Below are 17671 nucleotides of genomic sequence, written 5' to 3'. Positions count from 1 at the left end.
AAATCCTCCTTCTCATCTGCCCGCGCGACTCTCGCGACGGTCGGATTTGGCACCGTTTCCGCGACGTCCGCATCAGCTTTCGCTGGCACGTCCGGGAGTTCGCGGCGGTTGCCGGGACTTCTCAGGGCCGTTCCCTCAGTCCCTCTGGATGAGCAGGTACAGCGTAGGGGGAGGCGAGGGCACAGCCGAATCGAGATTCCAACTGATGAGACGGAGATCCACGATGTGAGATCAGCGACGTGCGCGGGCGTCCCGGGCGAACGTCTGGAGCAGGTCGAGTACGCCGGCGGGCCCGTGCACCACGACGTCCGACATGCCGATCAGGGCACTCTCCTCGTGCGACGCGGAGCAGACGCGCAGCGCCGCCATCCCCTGCTTCTCGAGGTCGTCGAGCGCCTCGAACGCCTCGACGTCGCCGAGGTCGTCACCTGCGAACAGGAAGCCCTCGGCGTCCAGGACGGCCGACAGCCGCTGGACGACCATGCCCTTGTGGGAGCCCGCCGAGCGGACCTCGATCACCGAGCGACCCGGTTCGAGGACCAGTCCGTGCACCCGGGCCAGCTCGCGCAGCGGCGGGAGCAGTCGGTCGAAGGCGGCATCGGCGTCGGGCAGGCGCCGCGTGTGCACTGCCACCGCGAGCCCCTTGTCCTCGACGAAGGCGTCGGCAGCGCCCGCCGTTCGCAGCGCGCGGGGCAGGTCCCTCTCGAAGGTCGCCAGTCCCCGGGGCGGACGCGCACCCAGGATCCGGCGACGGCCAGAGCTCCAGCGCTCGTTGCCGTACTGGCCGAACACGAAGAGCTCCTTGCCCGCGGCCTGCAGGATGTCGCCGACCTCCTCGAGCCCGCCGAGGTCGAGGGCCTGGCGCGCAGGGCGCCCGGTGATGACCGCGATGGCCGCGACCTCCTCGGCCAGCTCGACCAGGACGTCGGGTGCGTCCGGGTGGATGTGGGCCTGCGCCGGGTCGTCCACGATCGGGGACAGGGTGCCGTCGAAGTCGAGTCCGACGACGGTGCGCGAAGCGACACGAAGCAGGGCTTCGTACCGCTGTTCACCCTCGATCGAATGGAACCTCACGACTCCATCCCACCACGCGCACGGTCAGCGCCGGTGTCGGGTGAGTGAAATCTCAACCGAAACGGCGAAAAGAAGCGGCCGGCCGGCAGCACGGCGGCGGCGCGCTCGGCCCGTTGACTCAGAGGTCGCCGGTCAGGATCAGCGTCAGGTTGGTCGCGCTCATGTCGGCGTCGGTGTCGGCCGGCTTGATCCGGGCCACGCCCAGGTCGAGGGCGAGCAGCTGTGCGGCCGCCTTCTTGCCCTTCGGGTAGTAGACCGTCGTCGCGGGCACCGTGCCGTACCAGTTGTCAGCAGCGACCACCGTCCAGCCGGCGTCCTTCACCTTCTCGGACACCCGCGCGGCGAGGCCCTTGATCGAGGTGTTGTTGAAGACGACGATCGAGTGGTCGGCGCGAACCACCGGCTTGGGCTTCGGCTTCTCCTGGGCCGTCGGGGTCGGCGTCGGCGAAGCGTCCTTGGACGTCGCGGTGTCGGTCGGCGTCGCGGCCGCCTTGGTGGCCGAGATGTCACGCTCGGCGGGCTCGCCGCCGCGGGTGGCGACGAACGCGATCGCCGCGAGGGCGACGGCAAGGATGCTGAGCAGCACCACCGGGGACGGGAGGACGGCGCCGCGCTGGGTCCGGTGCGAGGCCATCGTCCGGCAGCATGTCGGGCGAGCTTGCTCGTCCTCTCGAACCGAAGACACGCTCGGACCTGTCATTACAGCTCGAAGCCGAGGCGGCGCGCGGAACGCTGGCGCTGGCGCTGCGAGCGGAGGCGGCGCAGGCGACGGACGAGGAGCGGGTCGGCAGCCAGCGCCTCGGGACGGTCGATGAGGGCGTTGAGCACCTGGTAGTAGCGGGTCGCGCTCATGTCGAACTGCTCGCGCACCGCGCTCTCCTTGGCGCCGGCGTACTTCCACCACTGGCGCTCGAACTCGAGAATGGCGGCGTCGCGGTCGCTGAGGCCTCCGACGGCAACCGCGGGGACAGCCGAAGTGAGGTCGGCCCCTTGGGGGCTGCGCTCGGCGTTCATGGCGTCTCCTCGACAATGGGCGAACCTGCTTGACACCCACTGTAACGGGTGAATCACACGCATGTCATTCGGTCCGCCCCGGCGGGTCTCGACCCCTTCCGGCGCTCGGACGCGCCGGTAGGCTCGCAGCCATGGCCGACGCCCCCGACACCATCGGCTGGGGCATCCTCGCCACCGGCAAGATCGCGCGCACCTTCGCCACCGACCTGGCCATGGTCCCCGGAGCCCGCCTCGCCGCGGTCGGATCGCGCACCATCGGCCCTGCCCGCACCTTCGCCGACGAGTACGGCGACGACCGGACCCGCGCCCACGCGACCTACGACGACCTGCTGGCCGACCCCGATGTCGACGTGGTCTACATCGCCACGCCGCACGCGCTCCACCTTGCCGGCGCGCGCGCCGCCTTCGAGGCCGGCAAGCACGTCCTGTGCGAGAAGCCGCTGACCCTGCGCACGTCCGACGCCGAGGAGATGGTCCGGCTCGCGCGGACCCACGACCGGTTCCTCATGGAAGCAATGTGGATGGCCTGCCACCCGGTGGTGCGGCAGCTGCGGACCGAGCTCACCGCCGGCCGGTTCGGCACACCACGCCAGCTCCAGGCCGAGCTCGGGTTCCGGGTCGACGCGCCGCTGACCGACCGGATGTTCGCCCCCGAGCTGGGCGGCGGAGCCCTGCTGGACATGGGCATCTACCCACTGACCCTCGCCCACCTGATGCTCGGCGAGGCGGAGTCGCTGTCGGCGGAGGCGGTCATGGCGGACACCGGTGTCGACCTCGACATCGCGATCGCCGGCCGCTACCCCGGCGGGGCGCTCGCCACGATGAATGCATCGATGACGTCGTGGTCCTCACGCCGCGCCGCCATCGCGACCGACCTCGGCAGGATCGAGCTCGGCCCGGAGTTCCACCACCCCGAGCAGGCGGTCTTCGTCCCGCGCGATCGCGGATCGGAACCCACCGTGCTCACCGGCACCGAACCGGTCGTCGGCGTGGGGTACGGCAACGAGATCATCGAGGTCGGCCGCTGCCTGCGCGAGGGACTCCGCGAGAGCCCGCTGGTTCCCCACGCCCAGACGCTCACGCTGCTGCGCCAGATGGACGCGTTGCGGGCGAGCTGCGGGATCGCCTACCCCGACGACCCGGCCTGATCGGCGCGCAGGAAGCCGACCACCGCCAGGACCCGGCGATGCGACTGGTCGTCGTCAGGAGACAGCCCGAGCTTGGCGAAGATCCGCTGGGTGTGCTTCTCGACGGCACCCTGGGTCACCGTCAGGGCCTCGGCGACGGCCGCGTTCGACCGCCCCTCGGCCATCAGGGTGAGCACCTCCCGCTCGCGCGGGGTGAGGGCCGTCAACGGGTCACTGCGCCGGTTGACCAGCTGGCGCACGACCTGCGGATCCAGCGCGGTGCCCCCGTCGGCGACCGCTTCGACGGCGGCGAGGAACTCCCCCACCTCGCTGACCCGGTCCTTGAGGAGGTACCCGACCCCGGCCTCGCCCGTCGCCAGCAGGTCGTCGGCGTAGGACACGACGACGTACTGCGACAGGACCAGCATCCGCGCCTCCGGCCAGGCCCGTCGTACGGCGACCGCGGCCCGGAGACCTTCGTCGGTGTGGCTCGGCGGCATCCGGACGTCCAAGATGCCGACGTCGGGTCGCTCCCGCAGCATCGCCTCGACGTACGAAGGCCCGTCGGCCACGGAGGCCACGACGTCGTGCCCCGCCTCGACGAGCAGCAGCTGCAGGCCTTCGCGCAGCAGCACCGAGTCGTCGGCGACCACGATCCTCATGGCGCCATCCCCACTGCCCTGGTCCTCACAGGGCGACCTCGGCACGCAGCCGGGTCGGCCCGCCGTCGGGCGAGGCGACGCTGAGGGAGCCGTCGACCCCGTCGAGCCGCTGGCGCAGTCCGTCGAGCCCACGCCCCGCGGTGAGGTGGGCGCCGCCGCGGCCGTCGTCGTCCACCGTGATGACCAGTCGGTCCCCCGACGCCTGCACGCCGACGTGGGCGCGCACGGCCCGGCTGTGCTTCGCGATGTTGGTCAGCGCCTCGGCGACGACGAAGTAGGCAGCCGTCTGCACGGGCAGCGGGAGGTCGTCGGGCGCCTCGACGGTGACCTCGACGGGGATCTGCTGTCCCGACGCCATGTCCCGCAGGGCGGCGTCCAGGCCGCGGTCGACCAGCAACGGCGGCGCGATCCCCCGCGACAGCGCCCGCAGCTCCTCGACCGCCTCGCGGGTCTGGGCCACCGCGGAGTCGAGTGTGGCGGCCGCCGTCGCCGGGTCGTCAGCCAGCTGGAGCTTCGCCCGACCGAGATCCATCCCCAGCCGGATCAGGCGCTGCTGCGGCCCGTCATGGATGTCGCGCTCGAGGCGGCGCAGCGAGTGCGCCTCGGCCCGGTGGGCGGACTCGCGACTCGCCTCGACCCGGTCCACCCGGGTCAGCAGCTCCGCCCGGCCACACAGCATCACCCGCGCCACCGAGGCGTGCAGGCCGGCCGCCAGGCGTACGACGAGCGGCAGGGTGAGGAGCGCGACCACACCGATCGCCAGGTTGAGCAACGACTCCGGGGTGCGGCCCTCGCCGAAGCCCAGGATCTCCGCGAGCGTCTTGCTGTCCGCGTCGAAGGTGATGTAGCGCTGCCAGAACCAGTACGTCAGTCCGCCGAGCGTCAGCGCCCACCACCCGACGGTCACCGCGAACGCGAAGAGGCCCGTCACCAGCGACAGCAGGCACCACAGCACGTCGAGCCAGGTCTGCACGTCGCGCAACGGCGTCAGGAACGCGCGGATCCGTCCGTCACCCGCCACCGGACGGAGGTACGACGGCTGCGGGGCCGACATCCCCAGCATCGACCGCAACCGGCTCCGCTCCACGGTCGCGAACCCGCGGGCGACGTACGACGTCGCCACGAGGAGGGCCAGCCCGACGGCCGCCACCACCAGGGTGCCGACGCCGGCGGCGAGGCCGGCGATCACCAGGCTGAAGGCGGGGACCACGAGCAGGAGGGACGTCAGCGCGTAGCCGGAGTCGAGGAGGAGCCGTCGGAACAGGTTCATGGGCTCCACGCTAGGAACGTACGCGGCGCGCCACCATCCAGCCAGCCCGACACTTCAGCAGATCCATGCCGGGCGCACCACTAGGGTTGGGGTCGTGGCCCATGACCTCGTGATCGTCGCCAACCGCCTTCCGGTGGACCGTGTGACCGACCGCGACGGGAAGACGACCTGGCGGCCGTCACCCGGCGGCCTGGTCTCCGCCATCGAACCGGTGATGCGGGCCCACGACGGCGTCTGGGTCGGTTGGTCGGGTGGTTCCGAGCAGCGCCTCAAGCCGTTCAAGGTCGACGGCCTGCAGCTGGTGCCGCTGGCGCTCAGCGCCGAGGAGATCGAGGAGCACTACGAAGGCTTCTCGAACGGCACCCTGTGGCCGCTCTACCACGACCTCGTGGCGAAGCCGGAGTTCCACCGTGAGTGGTGGGACTCCTACGTCAAGGTCAACCGCCGCTTCGCCGAGAAGACCGCAGAGCTGGCGGCCAAGGGTGCGACGGTGTGGGTGCACGACTACCAGTTGCAGCTGGTGCCGCAGATGCTCCGAGAGCTACGCCCGGACCTGCGGATCGGCTTCTACCTGCACATCCCGTTCCCGCCGGCCGAGCTCTTCCAGCAGCTGCCATGGCGTCGCCAGATCCTCGAGGGCCTGCTCGGCGCCGACCTCGTCGGCTTCCAGCTGCCGGGCGCAGCGCAGAACTTCATCCGGCTGGTGCGCCAGCGGGTCGGCCACAAGACGCACCGCGACCTCGTCTACCTGCCGGACGGCCGCACGGTGCGGGCCGCGGCCTTCCCGATCTCGATCGACGCCGCCGGCTTCGAGGAGCTCGCCCGGTCCGAGGCCGTCACCGAACGCGCTGCCGCGATCCGGGACGCACTCGGCAACCCGAGCCGGATCTTCCTCGGCATCGACCGCCTCGACTACACGAAGGGCATCTACGCCCGGCTCCGCGCGTTCGGCGAGCTGATCAGCGACGGCCACCTGACCGTCGACGACGCCGTCTTCGTGCAGGTCGCGGTGCCGTCGCGCGAGCGGGTCGAGCACTACCGCAACCTCCGTGACGACATCGACCGCCTGGTCGGCCGGCTCAACGGCGACCTCGGCCGGATCGGTACGCCGGCGATCAGCTACCTGCACACGTCGTACCCCCGCGAGGAGATGGCCGCGCTCTACCGCGCCGCCGACATCATGGTCGTGACGCCGTACCGCGACGGCATGAACCTCGTCGCCAAGGAGTACGTCGCCTGCCGCACCGAGGAGGACGGAGCCCTGGTGCTCTCGGAGTTCGCGGGGGCAGCCGACGAGTTGCGGCAGGCCTGGCTGGTGAACCCCTACGACATGAACGGCATGAAGGCCGCACTGCTGGAGGCCTACCAGGCCGAGCCGAAGGAGCTCACCCGCCGGATGAAGGCGATGCGCAAGCAGATCGCCCAGCACGACGTGAAGGCGTGGGCCGACAGCTTCATGATCGAGCTCGCAGAGGACGGACAGCACTCGAAGTCGGTGCTGCCCGCCACTCGCTCCTGACGGTCAGCCGAGCACGTCGGGTCCGACGCCCTCGTCGTCGATCCAGTCACTGCCGTCGTCGAAGAGGTCGCGATCGCGGCCCTCCTCGTCACGGCCCTTGCGCCCACGACCACCGGCACCTGCGGCTGCCGCTCCGCGGCCACCGGCACCCCTACCGCGGCCACCGGCCGTGCCCGGAGCACCCGCGCCACCACGACCGCCGGCACCCGAACGAGCGCCGCCCGTGGCCCCGCCTCGACCACCACTGCGGCCGGCCTGGGTGCCCGGGGAAGCGGCACCGCCGGAACGGCCGAGCGTGCCTGCGCCTCCCGTGCGGGTCGTCGACCCGATGGTGCCGTTGGTGGACCCGAAGCCGCCACGTCCGCCGAGGGCGCCGCGAACGGCGTTGGCCAGACCGGGACCGCCGAACAGGCCGGCCGCGATGCCACCACCGATGATCGGGTTGATGCCGAGTCCGCCACCCCCGCCCGGGTTCGGACCGGAACCGGGGTTGCCCAGCGTGCCCCCCACCGGTCCCGGCGAGTGGTGCTCGGGTCCGGGACCCGGACCGGGTCCGGGGCCCGGCCCGGGATCGACGATCGGCACCGGGTGCGGGTGACCGGTCGACACCCCCGGCGGACCAGGGACGACAGGTGTGGGGCGGTGGCCTCCGGAAGGGCCGACCGGGAGTCCGCCCGGACCCGGGTCGCCGGGCGGCGGGAGGTCCTCGGGGTACACCGGCTCACCATGGATCTTCGCGAGCACGACCGACGCCTCGGCGTACGCGTCGTCGAGTTCCTGGAGCTTCACGCGCGCCTTCTCGTCGGCATCGGCGTAGGCGGAGACGGCAGTGTTGTGGGCGGTCACCTGGTTGTCGTAGGCGCGTTGGGCCCGCACCGCGTCGATGTCGTCCTCGGTGCCGTACGACGACGGCCGTGGCGGCAGGTCTCCGGGCGGTGAGTCGGGCATGTCGACGCGAGCCAGCTCGGCGGCCTTGAGCCGCGCCGCGGCGACACGGAGCACCTTGGCGGCGGCCTGCATCTGGTCGCGGCGCGGGATGACCACGTCGTCACGCAAGGTCTCGAAGGCCATGCGGCCCCGGGAAGCCGTGCCCTGTACGTCAGTCGCGACGCCGTCAGCGAAGCCCCGCTCGACCTCGCGGGCGGTGTCGGCGAGGGTCTCGCTGAGGTCGAGGAGCGCGTGGTAGCCCTCGTCCCAGGCCTTGCGGGAATCGCGCAACTTCTCGTGGTCCGAAGCAGCGGTCGCCTTCAGCAGCTTCTGGATGTGCTGGCCGGTCACTGGAAGTCCTCCGTGTTCGGAACGTTCTTGCCGACCGGGGCACCCTCGTGGCCGGCAGGGGGTTCAGCGTTCGGGTTCTCCTCCGTGGGCACCGCGTCGGCCTCGGTGTGGACCGCGTTGTTGTAGGCCGCGTCGCCGGAGTTGCCCGTGGTTCCCTCGGCAAGCACGCGCGCGACCAGCAGCCTCGAGTCGTCGCCGGCCTTCTCGTCAGCGCCGACGATCAGCGCGCGGGCCTCGATGCAGGCCGCGCGGAACCGCTCCAGGTCCTCCTTCACGCCGATCAAGGTCTTCTCGATGACGGCATGGGCACGCGTGTGGTGCAGGGCGAGCTCAGGCGACCTGTCGGCAGCGCCGAAGGCGGAGACCGCGATGAATCCGTCAGCGCCGAACTTCTGGTGGTCGAGCTTGCCCAACTGCTTGTCGATGGAGCTGACGGCCGATTCGATGGCGTCCTCGACGATCGTCAACCCGGTGGGGGACGCCTTGACCGCGGCAGCGGTGAAGTCCGCAAAGTATTCAGGCAACACGTGGGCATCCCTCCATCCGAGAACCGCCGAAGGTGGCGGTGTCAACGCGACCTACCCGCGCTGACGTCGAGCAAACACCTGCCCGTCCAGATTCTAGGGCTCGCTAGGGTGATCCCGACATCTCGGAAGGTGGTGCATCGTGACCAATCGGATTCTTGTCGCCCTGCTCGTCGTCTCAGGGCTGCTGCTCTCGGGATGCAAGGACGGCGACGGACCCGACGCCGATCCATCGACGCCGGCGCCCCAGTCCACGTCCGCGACGCCGATTCCGAGCGACGGTTCCTCGAGCAGCACGGGAGTCGCACCGGCGACCGGCCCGCTCGTCGAGGACGACGTCTTCAGGTTCCACCTGCCCGCCGACGCGGAGTGGGAGCTCGGCCGCGAAGGGCTCAGCGCGACGACGTACGACGAGGACCTCAACGCCTTCGACGTCGCCACCTCCGTCCTCCCGCTGCAGGCGGGCCGCAGCGAGGACGACCTCGACGTCGACTTCGACATCAGCACCGACTCCGACGGGTACGACCCGCCGCAGAAGCGCGGCAAGAACCGGGTCGTGGACGGAATCGAGGGCTGGACCGCGGAAACGGTGGAGGACGGCCAGCTGATCTACACCTTCGGAACCATGCACGCGCGCCACTCATTCGACATCACCTTCCACTTCCCGAAGAAGGACCCGCGGACGCGCGCATGGATCGAGTCCGTGCTGGCCTCGATCCAGTGGAAGTGACGCGAATGAACTCGCGCCGGATGACCGCGACCGCCGTACTCCTGATCAGCCTCGCCAGTGGTCTGGCCGGCTGCGGGGACGGCGATGACAAGGGTGCAGGTCCCAGCGATCCACCCGCCACCTCGCAGTCTTCCGGCGACACTGCTTCCGGCTCCCCGTCGAGCGACACCACTGCCATCGCGCCAGCGACCGGCCCCCTGGTCGACGACGCCGTCTTCAGCTTCCACCTGCCGGCCGACGCCGAGTGGGAGCTTAGCCGCGGCGGGCTCAGCGCGACCACCTACGACGAAGACCTCAACCCGTTCCGTGTCGCCGTCTCCGTGGTCCCCCTCCTGTCGGGCGGTACCGCCCAGACCCTCGACGACGACTACGAACTCAGCACGGACCAGGACCCGTACGACCTGAAGCGCGGCGAGAACCGCGTCATCGACGGGATCGAGGGCTGGACCGCCCAGAGCGTCGAGGAGGGCCAGCTGATCTACGAGTTCGGCACCATGCACAGCGACAAGTCGTTCAGCCTCACGTTCCGGTTCCCCCAGAAGGACCCGCGAACCCTCGGGTGGATCGAGGCCATCCTGGCCTCGATCGCGTGGAAGTGATGCGCATGCGCGGCCGCCGACGGGCACCGGCCGTCATCCTCGCGATCGGCCTCGCGACTGGCCTGACCGCATGCGGGGACGGCGATGACCAGGGTGCAGGTCCCAGCGATCCACCCGCCACCTCGCCGTCGACGGTCGACTCCTCGGAAACCTCGCCCTCCAGCCCCACCACGGACGTGGCGCCACCCGGCCCGCTGGTCAAGGACAAGCACGTCAGCTTCCGCCTCCCCGGTGACCTTGAGTGGTACTTCGACGGCAAGCTCGTTGCGAGCGCCTACGACGCTGACCTCAACCCGTACGACGTCGAGGCCACCGTGGTCCCGTTGCAGGCGGGCGACGACGTCAAGGACCTCGACTCCGACTACGCGGCGAGCGTCCGCACGCTCGGCGTGGACGCGCCGTTGAAGCGCGGGGAGAATCGCGCCCTCGACGGCGTCGAGGGGTGGACGGCCGAAACGATCGACAACGGCCAGCTCGTCGTCGTCTTCGGCACGCGGCACAACGGGGTGTCCTTCCACGTCCTGTTCAGCTTCTTCGGGAAGGGTCCGAGCAGCCGCGCATGGATCGAGGCGACCCTGGCCTCGCTGCAGTGGAAGTGACCGGGCTGCACCAGCCGCGGACGAGGCCCGCCGAGAGGGCGTCTGCGCGGTAGCGTTCACCCATGGATCTGCTCCCCTTGCGTTCGGTTCCGGGAGCAGGCCTGCTTCCCGGCCCCGACCAGGTCGTTGCTGCCGCCAGCAACGTGGCCCACAAGGTGTTGTACGGCGGCCTGGCCGACCTGCGTCCGATGCCGCGCACCCTGATCGATGAAGGCACGCTGCGCGAGGTCTACCACTACCGGCCGTCGGGCACCGTCGTCGAGAAGGGTGACCCGGTCCTGCTGGTGACGCCGCTCGCGGCGCCCGCGCTCTGCTACGACCTCCGCCGCGGGTGCTCGCTCGTCGAGCACTTCGTCACCGAGGGCCGGCCGACGTACCTGCTGGAGTACGGCGAGGTGTCGTTCCGGGACCGCAACCTCGGCATGGAGCACTGGGTCGACGAGGTCCTGCCGACCGCGATCCGCGAGGTGTCGGCACACGCAGGTGGCCGACCGGTGCACCTGATCGGCTGGAGCCTGGGCGGCATCTTCTCCCTGCTGGCCCTCGCCGACGAACGCTCCGGCAAGCTGCCGGTCGCCTCGCTGTCCGTGGTCGGCTCCCCCATCGACGTGTCCCTGGTGCCACTGCTGGCCCCGCTCCGTCCACTGCTGAACCTGTTCAACGGCAAGGGCCCGATCACCAAGGGCTACCAGATGCTCGGCGGCGCCCCGAAGCCGTTGGTGAAGTGGGCGTTCCAGCTCAGTGCCTTCCAGAAGATGGTGACCAAGCCGATCGCACTGGCCCAGCACATCGATGACCGCGAGTTCCTCGCGCAGGTCGAGGCGGTCGACCGGTTCACCGCCAACATGATCGCCTACCCGGGCCGCACGTTCGGGCAGCTGTACCACCGGTTCGCCAAGGGCAACCAGCTCGCGCACGGCCTGTTCGAGCTCGACGACCGCACGATCGACCTCGGCAAGATCGACGTCCCCGTGCTGGTGTTCGGCGGTGCCACGGACGGCATCGCCCCGGTCCCGGCAGTGCGGGCCGTCGTACCGCTGTTGAAGGGGTCGCCGGAGGTGCGCTTCGAGGTCGTCCCCGGCGGACACCTCGGCATGCTGACCGGTCGCGCGGCCCGGCACACGACCTGGCTGGCGATGGACGAGTGGATCACCGAGTGGTCCACGGACAACCAGCCCGAGGCCCCGATCGGCACCAGCCGCAAGCGTCGACACCGCTCCGCCTCGTCGCGCGCCCTGTCGAAGTAGCCCTGATCCAACCCTCGTCGGCACCACCGATCGCCGAACCGTCGTAGTCCCAAAGGACTAGAAGACGACGGCCGCACTCCCGATCCCGGGACCCCTCCCGGGTCCGTAGATTCTTCCTTACCGACGCGGACCTCGAAGCCGCTGGAGGGAGCCCCACCGGGCCTGGCGCACCGCAAGGAAGCGCTGCCGGAGGACCAGTTGGGCTCGAAGTCCGCGTCGGAGCTAGCTGCAACGCGTCTGGTGCGCCCCTCGGAGGGAGAGGGGCGCCCCACTCGCGCAAGCAGCCGGCATGAGGGAGCAGCACCACGGCCGGGCTACACGTAGGTGGGGTCTGGGGGGACCGCTGCGCGTCGGGAGCCGCGCAGCAGCGTACGTTTCGGCCGTGGGTGCTTCTCTTTCTCAACTCGTCGACCAGGGCCTGATGGCCGCTGACTGGGCTGACGCCCTTGCACCGGTCGAGGACCGGATCGCCGAGGTGATGCGATTCCTCGACGCAGAAGCCGCCGCGGGGAAGTTCTGGGCACCGGAGCCGAACCTGGTCTTCCGTGCGTTCGAGCGACCCCTGTCCGAGGTCCGGGTGCTCATCGTCGGCCAGGACCCGTACCCGACACCGGGCCACGCGATCGGGTTGTGCTTCGCCGTCGAGCGCTCCGTGCGGCCCCTCCCGCCGAGCCTGAAGAACATCTACAAGGAGATGCGCTCCGACCTCAAGGCAGTGCCGCCCGAACACGGCGACCTGACGCCCTGGGCCGAGCAGGGCGTGCTGCTGCTCAACCGGGTGCTCACCGTGGAGCAGGGCCAGCGGCACGCGCACCGGCGCAAGGGTTGGGAGGACGTCACCACCTGTGCCATCGAGGCCCTCGCCCGTCGGGCCGAGGACGGCGCCCCGATGGTCGCGATCCTGTGGGGCGATCCGGCGCGGGCACTCGTGCCGCACCTGGGTCGGGTCCCGGTGATCGAGTCGGCACATCCCTCGCCGCTCTCGGCCCACAAGGGCTTCCTGGGCTCGCGTCCGTTCACCCGGGCCAACCAGTTGCTCGCCGAGCAGGGCAGCACCCCCGTGAACTGGAGCCTTCCTTCCTGACCCCGGGAATATAGTTGAGCGTTCAACTATTGTGGTGGGTATGAGCACAGACACCGAAGGACGGATGCCGGCCCTCTACCTCGGGCACGGCGCTCCCCCGCTGCTGGACGACCCGATCTGGTCGGGCCAGCTGGCCGCCTGGGCCCGGGACCTGCCACGCCCGAAGGCGATCCTGATCGTCAGCGCCCACTGGGAGTCCGCGCCGCTGTCGCTGTCCGCGAACTTCGCACCCCTGGTCTACGACTTCGGCGGATTCGCGCCGAAGTACTACCAGATGACCTACGAGACGCCCGACGCCTCGGCCCTCACGACACGGATCGCGGCGATGATGCCGACGACCGAACCCGTCCACCAGCACACCTCGCGCGGCCTCGACCACGGCGCCTGGGTGCCGCTGCGGATCATGTACCCCGAGGCGGACATCCCGGTCGTCCAGATGTCGATGCCCACGCACGACCCGGGCCGACTGATGGAGATCGGGCGTCGCCTGCAGTCGCTGCGCGACGAGGGCGTGCTGATCATCGGCTCCGGCTTCCTGACCCACGGCCTGCCGTTCCTGAAGTCCTTCCAGATCGACGCGCAAGCGCCGGGCTGGTCCACGGACTTCGACGCATGGGCCAGCGAGGCACTCGCCCGCGGCGACGTGGACGAGCTGGCGTCGTACCGCGACAAGGCGCCGGGCATGCCGTACGCCCACCCCACGGTCGAGCACTACAGCCCGTTGTTCGTCACCCTCGGCGCAGCCACCGACCCCACTGTCGCCGGCGAGCAGGTGATCGACGGGTTCTGGATGGGGCTGTCGAAGCGGAGCCTTCAGGTCGCCTGAACTGCCGCGAGGCAGGCCCGGAGACGCGCGACCTCTGCCTCCAGCGCGAGGACCTGCGCGATTCCAGCCAGGTTGAGACCCTCGGCCAGCAGGTCGCGAATGCGGTGCAGCGTCTCGATGTCGGCGCGGCTGTAGAGCCGCGTACCGCCTGCGCTCCGTTCGGGAGCAAGCAGGCCGCGCCGTTCGTAGACCCGGATGTTCTGGATCTGCAATGCCGTCATGTCGGCGGCCACCGAGATGGCGAAGACGCCGCGATGAAAATTTCGTGACCCTGGACCTTGATTCACGAGATCAGATTATCTATAACAGGTGGTGCAGATCCAGAGGTCGGCCGCAAGAGCCGGCACATCCACGAAGGAGGAACGTCATGTTGCTGCGCACCACCGATCCCTTCCGCGACTTCGACAGGCTCGCGAGCCAGCTCCTGGGCACCGGCGGCACGACCAACCGGCCCGCGGTGATGCCCATGGACGCCTGGCGCCAGGGCGACGAGTTCGTCCTCGAGTTCGACCTTCCCGGCGCGAGCCGCGAGAGCATCGACATCGATGTCGAACGCAACGTCGTCACCATCCGCGCCGAGCGACCCGCCGGCAATGGCGACTGGCAGCGCCTCGCCTCCGAGCGGACGCACGGACAGTTCTCCCGCGAGCTCATCCTCGGCGACAACCTGGACCTCGAGCGGATCGACGCCGCCTACGACAACGGCGTGCTGCGCCTGGTCATCCCGGTGGCCGAGAAGGCCAAGCCCCGCAAGATCCAGGTGGGCGGGTCCACCGCCCCTGAGCACGAGGCCATCAGCGCCTGAGTCCGGTACGACGAACGGCCGGCGTCACGCACGCCGGCCGTTCGTTCGCCCGGTGATCGGGCCGGTGACTCGTCAGCGGCCCAGGCGCCGCATGATCTTGAGTGACTGCATCATCTGCTTGACGTACGCGCTGTAGTCCTGGCCCGGCCGGGCACCCATGACCTGCTTCTTGAGGACGGCGACGTTCTTGGCGTCGGTGTACTTCAACAGGCCCTGGTCACCGTGACGGGCACCGACACCGGAGCTCTTCACCCCACCGGACGGCGAGCCCTTGGAGGCGTACGCCGTCGCGAGCGAGTCGTTGATGTTGACGTTGCCCGAGTCGATTCGCGCGGCGACGGCCCCGGCACGGGCAAGATCCGTGCCCCACACCGAGGCATTCAGGCCGTAGTCGGTGTCGTTGGCCAGCTTGATCGCCTCATCGATGGTGCGGTACGGGTGCAGCCCGACCACCGGCCCGAAGGTCTCGGTGTGCCCGGCCAGCATGTCCTTGGTGACGCCCTCGAGCACGGTCGGCTCGAAGAACGCCGGCCCGATGTCGGGCCGCGCCCGTCCACCGGTGAGCACGGTCGCACCCTTGGCGACGGCGTCCTCGACGTGCGAGGCGACGCGGTCGCGGTGATCCACGCTGACCAGCGATCCCACCTCCGGTCCGAAGTCGTACGACGCCCCGAGCACCAGGTTCCGGGCCCGCTCCACGAACGCGGACTTCAGCTCGTCGTACCGCTTCTCGGGGAGGTAGATGCGCTCGATGTGCATGCAGATCTGGCCGGTGTTGCCGAAGACGCCGAACATCGAGCCGTCGACCCACTCCTCGACGTTCACGTCGTCGAGCACGATCATCGGGTTCTTGCCACCGAGCTCGAGGCAGCAGCCGATCAGGTTCTTGCCGGCGCGCTCGCCGATCACCCGGCCGGTGGCCGTCGAGCCGGTGAACATGACGTAGTTGGCGTTGTCGATCAGCGTCGGACCGATGTCGGGGCCTTCACCGCAGACGACCTGGAACAGGCCCTTCGGCAGGCCGGCCTCCTCGAGCAGCGAGATGCCGTAGAGCGGCGACAGGGCGGTCTTGTTGTCCGGCTTCACCACGACCGCGTTGCCGGCGATCAGCGCCGGGATGGCGTCCGAGAGTCCCGTCGCGAACGGGAAGTTCCACGGGGCGATGATCCCGACGACGCCCTTGGGGACGCGGACCTCGGTGGAGCTCGACACGATCGGCACCGGGCCGGCGTGCTTCGTCGGCTTGAGCAGCTTCTCCGCACGCTTCAGGTAGTAGCTCATCACCATCGGCGGATCGCAGGTCTCCTCGATCGCCATCCGCCGGTTCTTGCCGCTCTCGACCTGGATCAGGTCGGCGGTCGTGTGGGCGTTGTCGATGAACAGCGTGTGTGCGCGCTTGAAGACCTCGAGCCGCTTGGCGACCGGCCACTGCGCCCAGAGCCGCTGGGCCGCGCGGGCTTCCTCGAAGGCTGCCTCGATGTCTTCGGGAGTCGACTGCGGGAGCTCGATGAGGACCTCGCCGGTGTAGACCTCGGTGAGCTTCCAGGTCGCGCCCTTGCGGCCCGGGACCCGGGAGACGAGGCGCTCGAGGAGCTCGTCGGTGACCGAGGCCGGCCGGACGGCGGCCGGGGTGCTCACCAGTTCGCTCCGCCCAGGATGATCTCGGCCGCCATCTCGCCGATCATGTAGCACGGCGCGTTGGTGTTGCCTCCCGTGATCGACGGCATGATCGAAGCGTCCGCGACGCGCAGGCCCTCGATGCCGCGGACCTTCAGGTCCGGGCCGACGACCGCGCGCTCGTCGACGCCCATCCGGCAGGTGCCGACACCGTGGTAGACCGACGTCGATCGCTGCTTGAGCGCGACCCGCAGGTCCTTGCCGTTGGGGATCGACGGGCCCGGGTGGATCTCGGCCTTCACCCCGCCACCGAACGCAGCGGACGCCATGATCTCCCGGATCATCTCGGTGCCCTGGGCCAGCACCTCGACGTCGTCGGGGTGGGTGAAGAAGCCGTAGTCGATGAGCGGTGCGGTCATCGGGTCCGAGGAGGCGAGGCGGATCGTGCCACGGCTCTTGGGGTAGATCAGGGTCGAGAACACGGTGAGCCCGGGACGCGGGTCGGGCATGTGCCGGACCGGCTCGTCCTGGTTGGGGCTCGGGTAGGTCCACGGCAGCGCGTGCAGCTGGATGTCGGGCACGTCGGTCGCCAGGCCGGAGCGGATGAACCCGACGGACTCGAAGACGGAGTTGTCGAGGAAGGACTTGCGACCGGACATGTTGCGCGCGGTCCCCTTCGCGAACGTCCACGGGTTGCCGCGGTAGACGACGCTCGGCACGTGGAAGGACAGCGGGTGGAACAGGTGGTCGTGGAGGTTGTCGCCGACGGGCAGGTCCGCGATCACCTCGATGCCGAGCGAGGCCAGGTGCTCCGCGGGACCGACGCCGGACAGCATGAGCAGCTGCGGGCTGTTGATGAACCCCGAGGAGAGGATCACCTCCTTGCCGGCCTTGATGAAGCGGCGGGTGCCGCCGCCCTTGCCCTGGTCGAGGACCTCCACGCCGGTGGCGCGGCCGTCCTTGATCACGACCTTCTCGACGTGCACCTCGGTCTGGAACTCGAGGGTGCGCGGGTTGAGGTGGTGCACGTAGCCGCGGGTCGAGGAGTAGCGCAGGCCGTCCGCAGCGTTCTGCTGCATCCGGGAGATGCCCTCCTGCTCGGCCCCGTTGTAGTCGTCGTTGACCTTGACGCCGAGGGTGTCGGAGGTGGCCTGGATGAACTGGAGGGTCGCCTCCTGCGGGGTCTTGTTGCGGGTGATCTTGATGGGGCCGCCGGCGCCGCGGTAGGCGTCCTCGCCGTCCTCGAAGTCCTCGTAGCGCTTGAACGCCTTGTTGACGTCGTCGGCGGACCAACCCGTGTTGCCCTCGGCGGCCCACGAGTCGTAGTTGGCGCGGTTGCCGCGCACGTAGACCATGCCGTTGACCGAGGACGAACCGCCGCCGACCTTGCCACGGGGCGCCGGCATCCGGCGGCCGTCGAGGCCCGGCTGGGGCACCGAGCGGTAGCCCCAGTCGAAGAGCTTCTCGAGCTTGGGCTCGGAGTGCATCGGGCCGATCATGCCGGGCACCTTCGTCATGTAGCCATGCATGCCCTTGTCGTCGCTCTTGCCCGCCTCGAGCAGGATCACGCTCGCGCCCGACTGGGCCAGGCGTCCCGCGACGATCGCCCCGGAACTTCCGGATCCGACCACCACGTAGTCGGCTTCACTGCTGCGCTGGTTGTTCTTGCTCGCGCGCTTGGCCATGCCAGTCCCAT

General features: G+C 69.9%; 19 protein-coding genes and 1 riboswitch. Of the genes, 9 read left to right on the top strand and 10 right to left on the bottom strand.

Going from position 1 to position 17671, the window contains the following annotated elements; all coding sequences use genetic code 11:
- Positions 1-9: 9 nt before the first annotated feature.
- Positions 10-155: riboswitch (SAM riboswitch) on the bottom strand.
- A gap of 76 nt (positions 156-231) precedes the next feature.
- From otsB to ACOACQ_RS07835, 3 genes are all read right to left on the bottom strand, one after another.
- On the bottom strand, positions 232-1074 hold the full coding sequence (gene otsB / locus ACOACQ_RS07845) for a trehalose-phosphatase (RefSeq protein ID WP_378603016.1): 843 nt from the start codon (positions 1072-1074) through the stop codon (positions 232-234).
- Between the two features lie 118 nt (positions 1075-1192).
- Entirely contained in the window at positions 1193-1708 is a 516-nt protein-coding gene (locus tag ACOACQ_RS07840) for a LytR C-terminal domain-containing protein (RefSeq protein ID WP_420288017.1), read from the bottom strand.
- 65 nt (positions 1709-1773) lie between these two features.
- The gene (locus tag ACOACQ_RS07835) at positions 1774-2088 is read right to left on the bottom strand and encodes a DUF3263 domain-containing protein (protein ID WP_378603022.1); all 315 of its coding nucleotides are present in this window, start codon (positions 2086-2088) and stop codon (positions 1774-1776) included.
- A 131-nt stretch (positions 2089-2219) separates the two neighbouring features.
- On the opposite strand from ACOACQ_RS07835, the gene ACOACQ_RS07830 reads away from it, so the two are divergent.
- Positions 2220-3236 carry a Gfo/Idh/MocA family protein gene (locus ACOACQ_RS07830; protein ID WP_420288016.1) on the top strand — a complete coding sequence of 339 codons (1017 nt, stop codon included), beginning with the start codon at positions 2220-2222 and terminating at the stop codon, positions 3234-3236.
- Here the strand turns inward: ACOACQ_RS07830 and ACOACQ_RS07825 are convergent.
- Complete coding sequence (locus ACOACQ_RS07825; protein WP_420288015.1) at positions 3215-3877, bottom strand: LuxR C-terminal-related transcriptional regulator; 663 nt, start codon at positions 3875-3877, stop codon at positions 3215-3217. The two genes, ACOACQ_RS07830 and ACOACQ_RS07825, sit on opposite strands and share 22 nt — an antisense overlap.
- 25 nt (positions 3878-3902) lie before the next feature.
- On the bottom strand, positions 3903-5147 hold the full coding sequence (locus tag ACOACQ_RS07820; RefSeq protein ID WP_420288014.1) for a sensor histidine kinase: 1245 nt from the start codon (positions 5145-5147) through the stop codon (positions 3903-3905).
- A 94-nt stretch (positions 5148-5241) separates the two neighbouring features.
- Here ACOACQ_RS07820 and ACOACQ_RS07815 point away from each other — a divergent pair, with 94 nt between their 5' ends.
- On the top strand, positions 5242-6666 hold the full coding sequence (locus tag ACOACQ_RS07815) for an alpha,alpha-trehalose-phosphate synthase (UDP-forming) (RefSeq protein ID WP_378603031.1): 1425 nt from the start codon (positions 5242-5244) through the stop codon (positions 6664-6666).
- Between the two features lie 3 nt (positions 6667-6669).
- On the opposite strand, the gene ACOACQ_RS07810 is transcribed toward ACOACQ_RS07815, so the two are convergent.
- The gene (locus ACOACQ_RS07810; protein ID WP_378603034.1) at positions 6670-7944 is read right to left on the bottom strand and encodes a hypothetical protein; all 1275 of its coding nucleotides are present in this window, start codon (positions 7942-7944) and stop codon (positions 6670-6672) included.
- Positions 7941-8471, bottom strand: coding sequence for a hypothetical protein (locus ACOACQ_RS07805; RefSeq protein WP_378603037.1), 531 nt, complete (start codon positions 8469-8471; stop codon positions 7941-7943). The genes ACOACQ_RS07810 and ACOACQ_RS07805 overlap by 4 nt, the downstream gene beginning before the upstream one ends.
- Positions 8472-8610: 139 nt before the next feature.
- Here ACOACQ_RS07805 and ACOACQ_RS07800 point away from each other — a divergent pair, with 139 nt between their 5' ends.
- From ACOACQ_RS07800 to ACOACQ_RS07775, 6 genes are all read left to right on the top strand, one after another.
- Positions 8611-9198 carry a hypothetical protein gene (locus tag ACOACQ_RS07800; protein ID WP_378603040.1) on the top strand — a complete coding sequence of 196 codons (588 nt, stop codon included), beginning with the start codon at positions 8611-8613 and terminating at the stop codon, positions 9196-9198.
- A gap of 5 nt (positions 9199-9203) precedes the next feature.
- On the top strand, positions 9204-9797 hold the full coding sequence (locus tag ACOACQ_RS07795) for a hypothetical protein (RefSeq protein ID WP_420288013.1): 594 nt from the start codon (positions 9204-9206) through the stop codon (positions 9795-9797).
- The gene (locus ACOACQ_RS07790; protein ID WP_378603046.1) at positions 9788-10396 is read left to right on the top strand and encodes a hypothetical protein; all 609 of its coding nucleotides are present in this window, start codon (positions 9788-9790) and stop codon (positions 10394-10396) included. Before ACOACQ_RS07795 ends, ACOACQ_RS07790 begins: the two co-directional genes overlap by 10 nt.
- Before the next feature lie 62 nt (positions 10397-10458).
- Positions 10459-11643: an alpha/beta fold hydrolase gene (locus tag ACOACQ_RS07785; RefSeq protein ID WP_378603049.1), complete on the top strand. Its 1185-nt coding sequence runs from the start codon at positions 10459-10461 to the stop codon at positions 11641-11643.
- 421 nt (positions 11644-12064) lie between these two features.
- The gene (locus tag ACOACQ_RS07780) at positions 12065-12727 is read left to right on the top strand and encodes a uracil-DNA glycosylase (protein ID WP_378603436.1); all 663 of its coding nucleotides are present in this window, start codon (positions 12065-12067) and stop codon (positions 12725-12727) included.
- A gap of 40 nt (positions 12728-12767) precedes the next feature.
- Entirely contained in the window at positions 12768-13553 is a 786-nt protein-coding gene (locus ACOACQ_RS07775; protein WP_378603052.1) for a dioxygenase, read from the top strand.
- Here the strand turns inward: ACOACQ_RS07775 and ACOACQ_RS07770 are convergent.
- A complete protein-coding gene (locus tag ACOACQ_RS07770; protein ID WP_420288012.1) occupies positions 13541-13840 on the bottom strand; it encodes a MerR family transcriptional regulator in 300 nt (99 codons plus the stop codon). The two genes, ACOACQ_RS07775 and ACOACQ_RS07770, sit on opposite strands and share 13 nt — an antisense overlap.
- 80 nt (positions 13841-13920) lie before the next feature.
- Between ACOACQ_RS07770 and ACOACQ_RS07765 the strand changes: the two genes are divergently transcribed.
- The gene (locus ACOACQ_RS07765) at positions 13921-14358 is read left to right on the top strand and encodes an Hsp20/alpha crystallin family protein (RefSeq protein ID WP_378603058.1); all 438 of its coding nucleotides are present in this window, start codon (positions 13921-13923) and stop codon (positions 14356-14358) included.
- A gap of 72 nt (positions 14359-14430) precedes the next feature.
- Here the strand turns inward: ACOACQ_RS07765 and ACOACQ_RS07760 are convergent, their stop codons facing one another.
- Together ACOACQ_RS07760 and ACOACQ_RS07755 are read right to left on the bottom strand one after the other, a co-directional pair.
- Entirely contained in the window at positions 14431-15996 is a 1566-nt protein-coding gene (locus ACOACQ_RS07760) for a succinic semialdehyde dehydrogenase (RefSeq protein ID WP_378603061.1), read from the bottom strand.
- Entirely contained in the window at positions 15993-17660 is a 1668-nt protein-coding gene (locus tag ACOACQ_RS07755) for a GMC family oxidoreductase (protein ID WP_378603064.1), read from the bottom strand. Before ACOACQ_RS07755 ends, ACOACQ_RS07760 begins: the two co-directional genes overlap by 4 nt.
- Between the last annotated feature and the right edge of the window lie 11 nt (positions 17661-17671).

Source organism: Nocardioides sp. CPCC 206347 (genome assembly GCF_048654605.1).
In the GTDB taxonomy this organism is placed as follows: Bacteria; Actinomycetota; Actinomycetes; order Propionibacteriales; family Nocardioidaceae; genus Nocardioides.
Note: the sequence above shows the minus strand (reverse complement) of the source record. Positions and strands in the feature narration are given on the sequence as shown.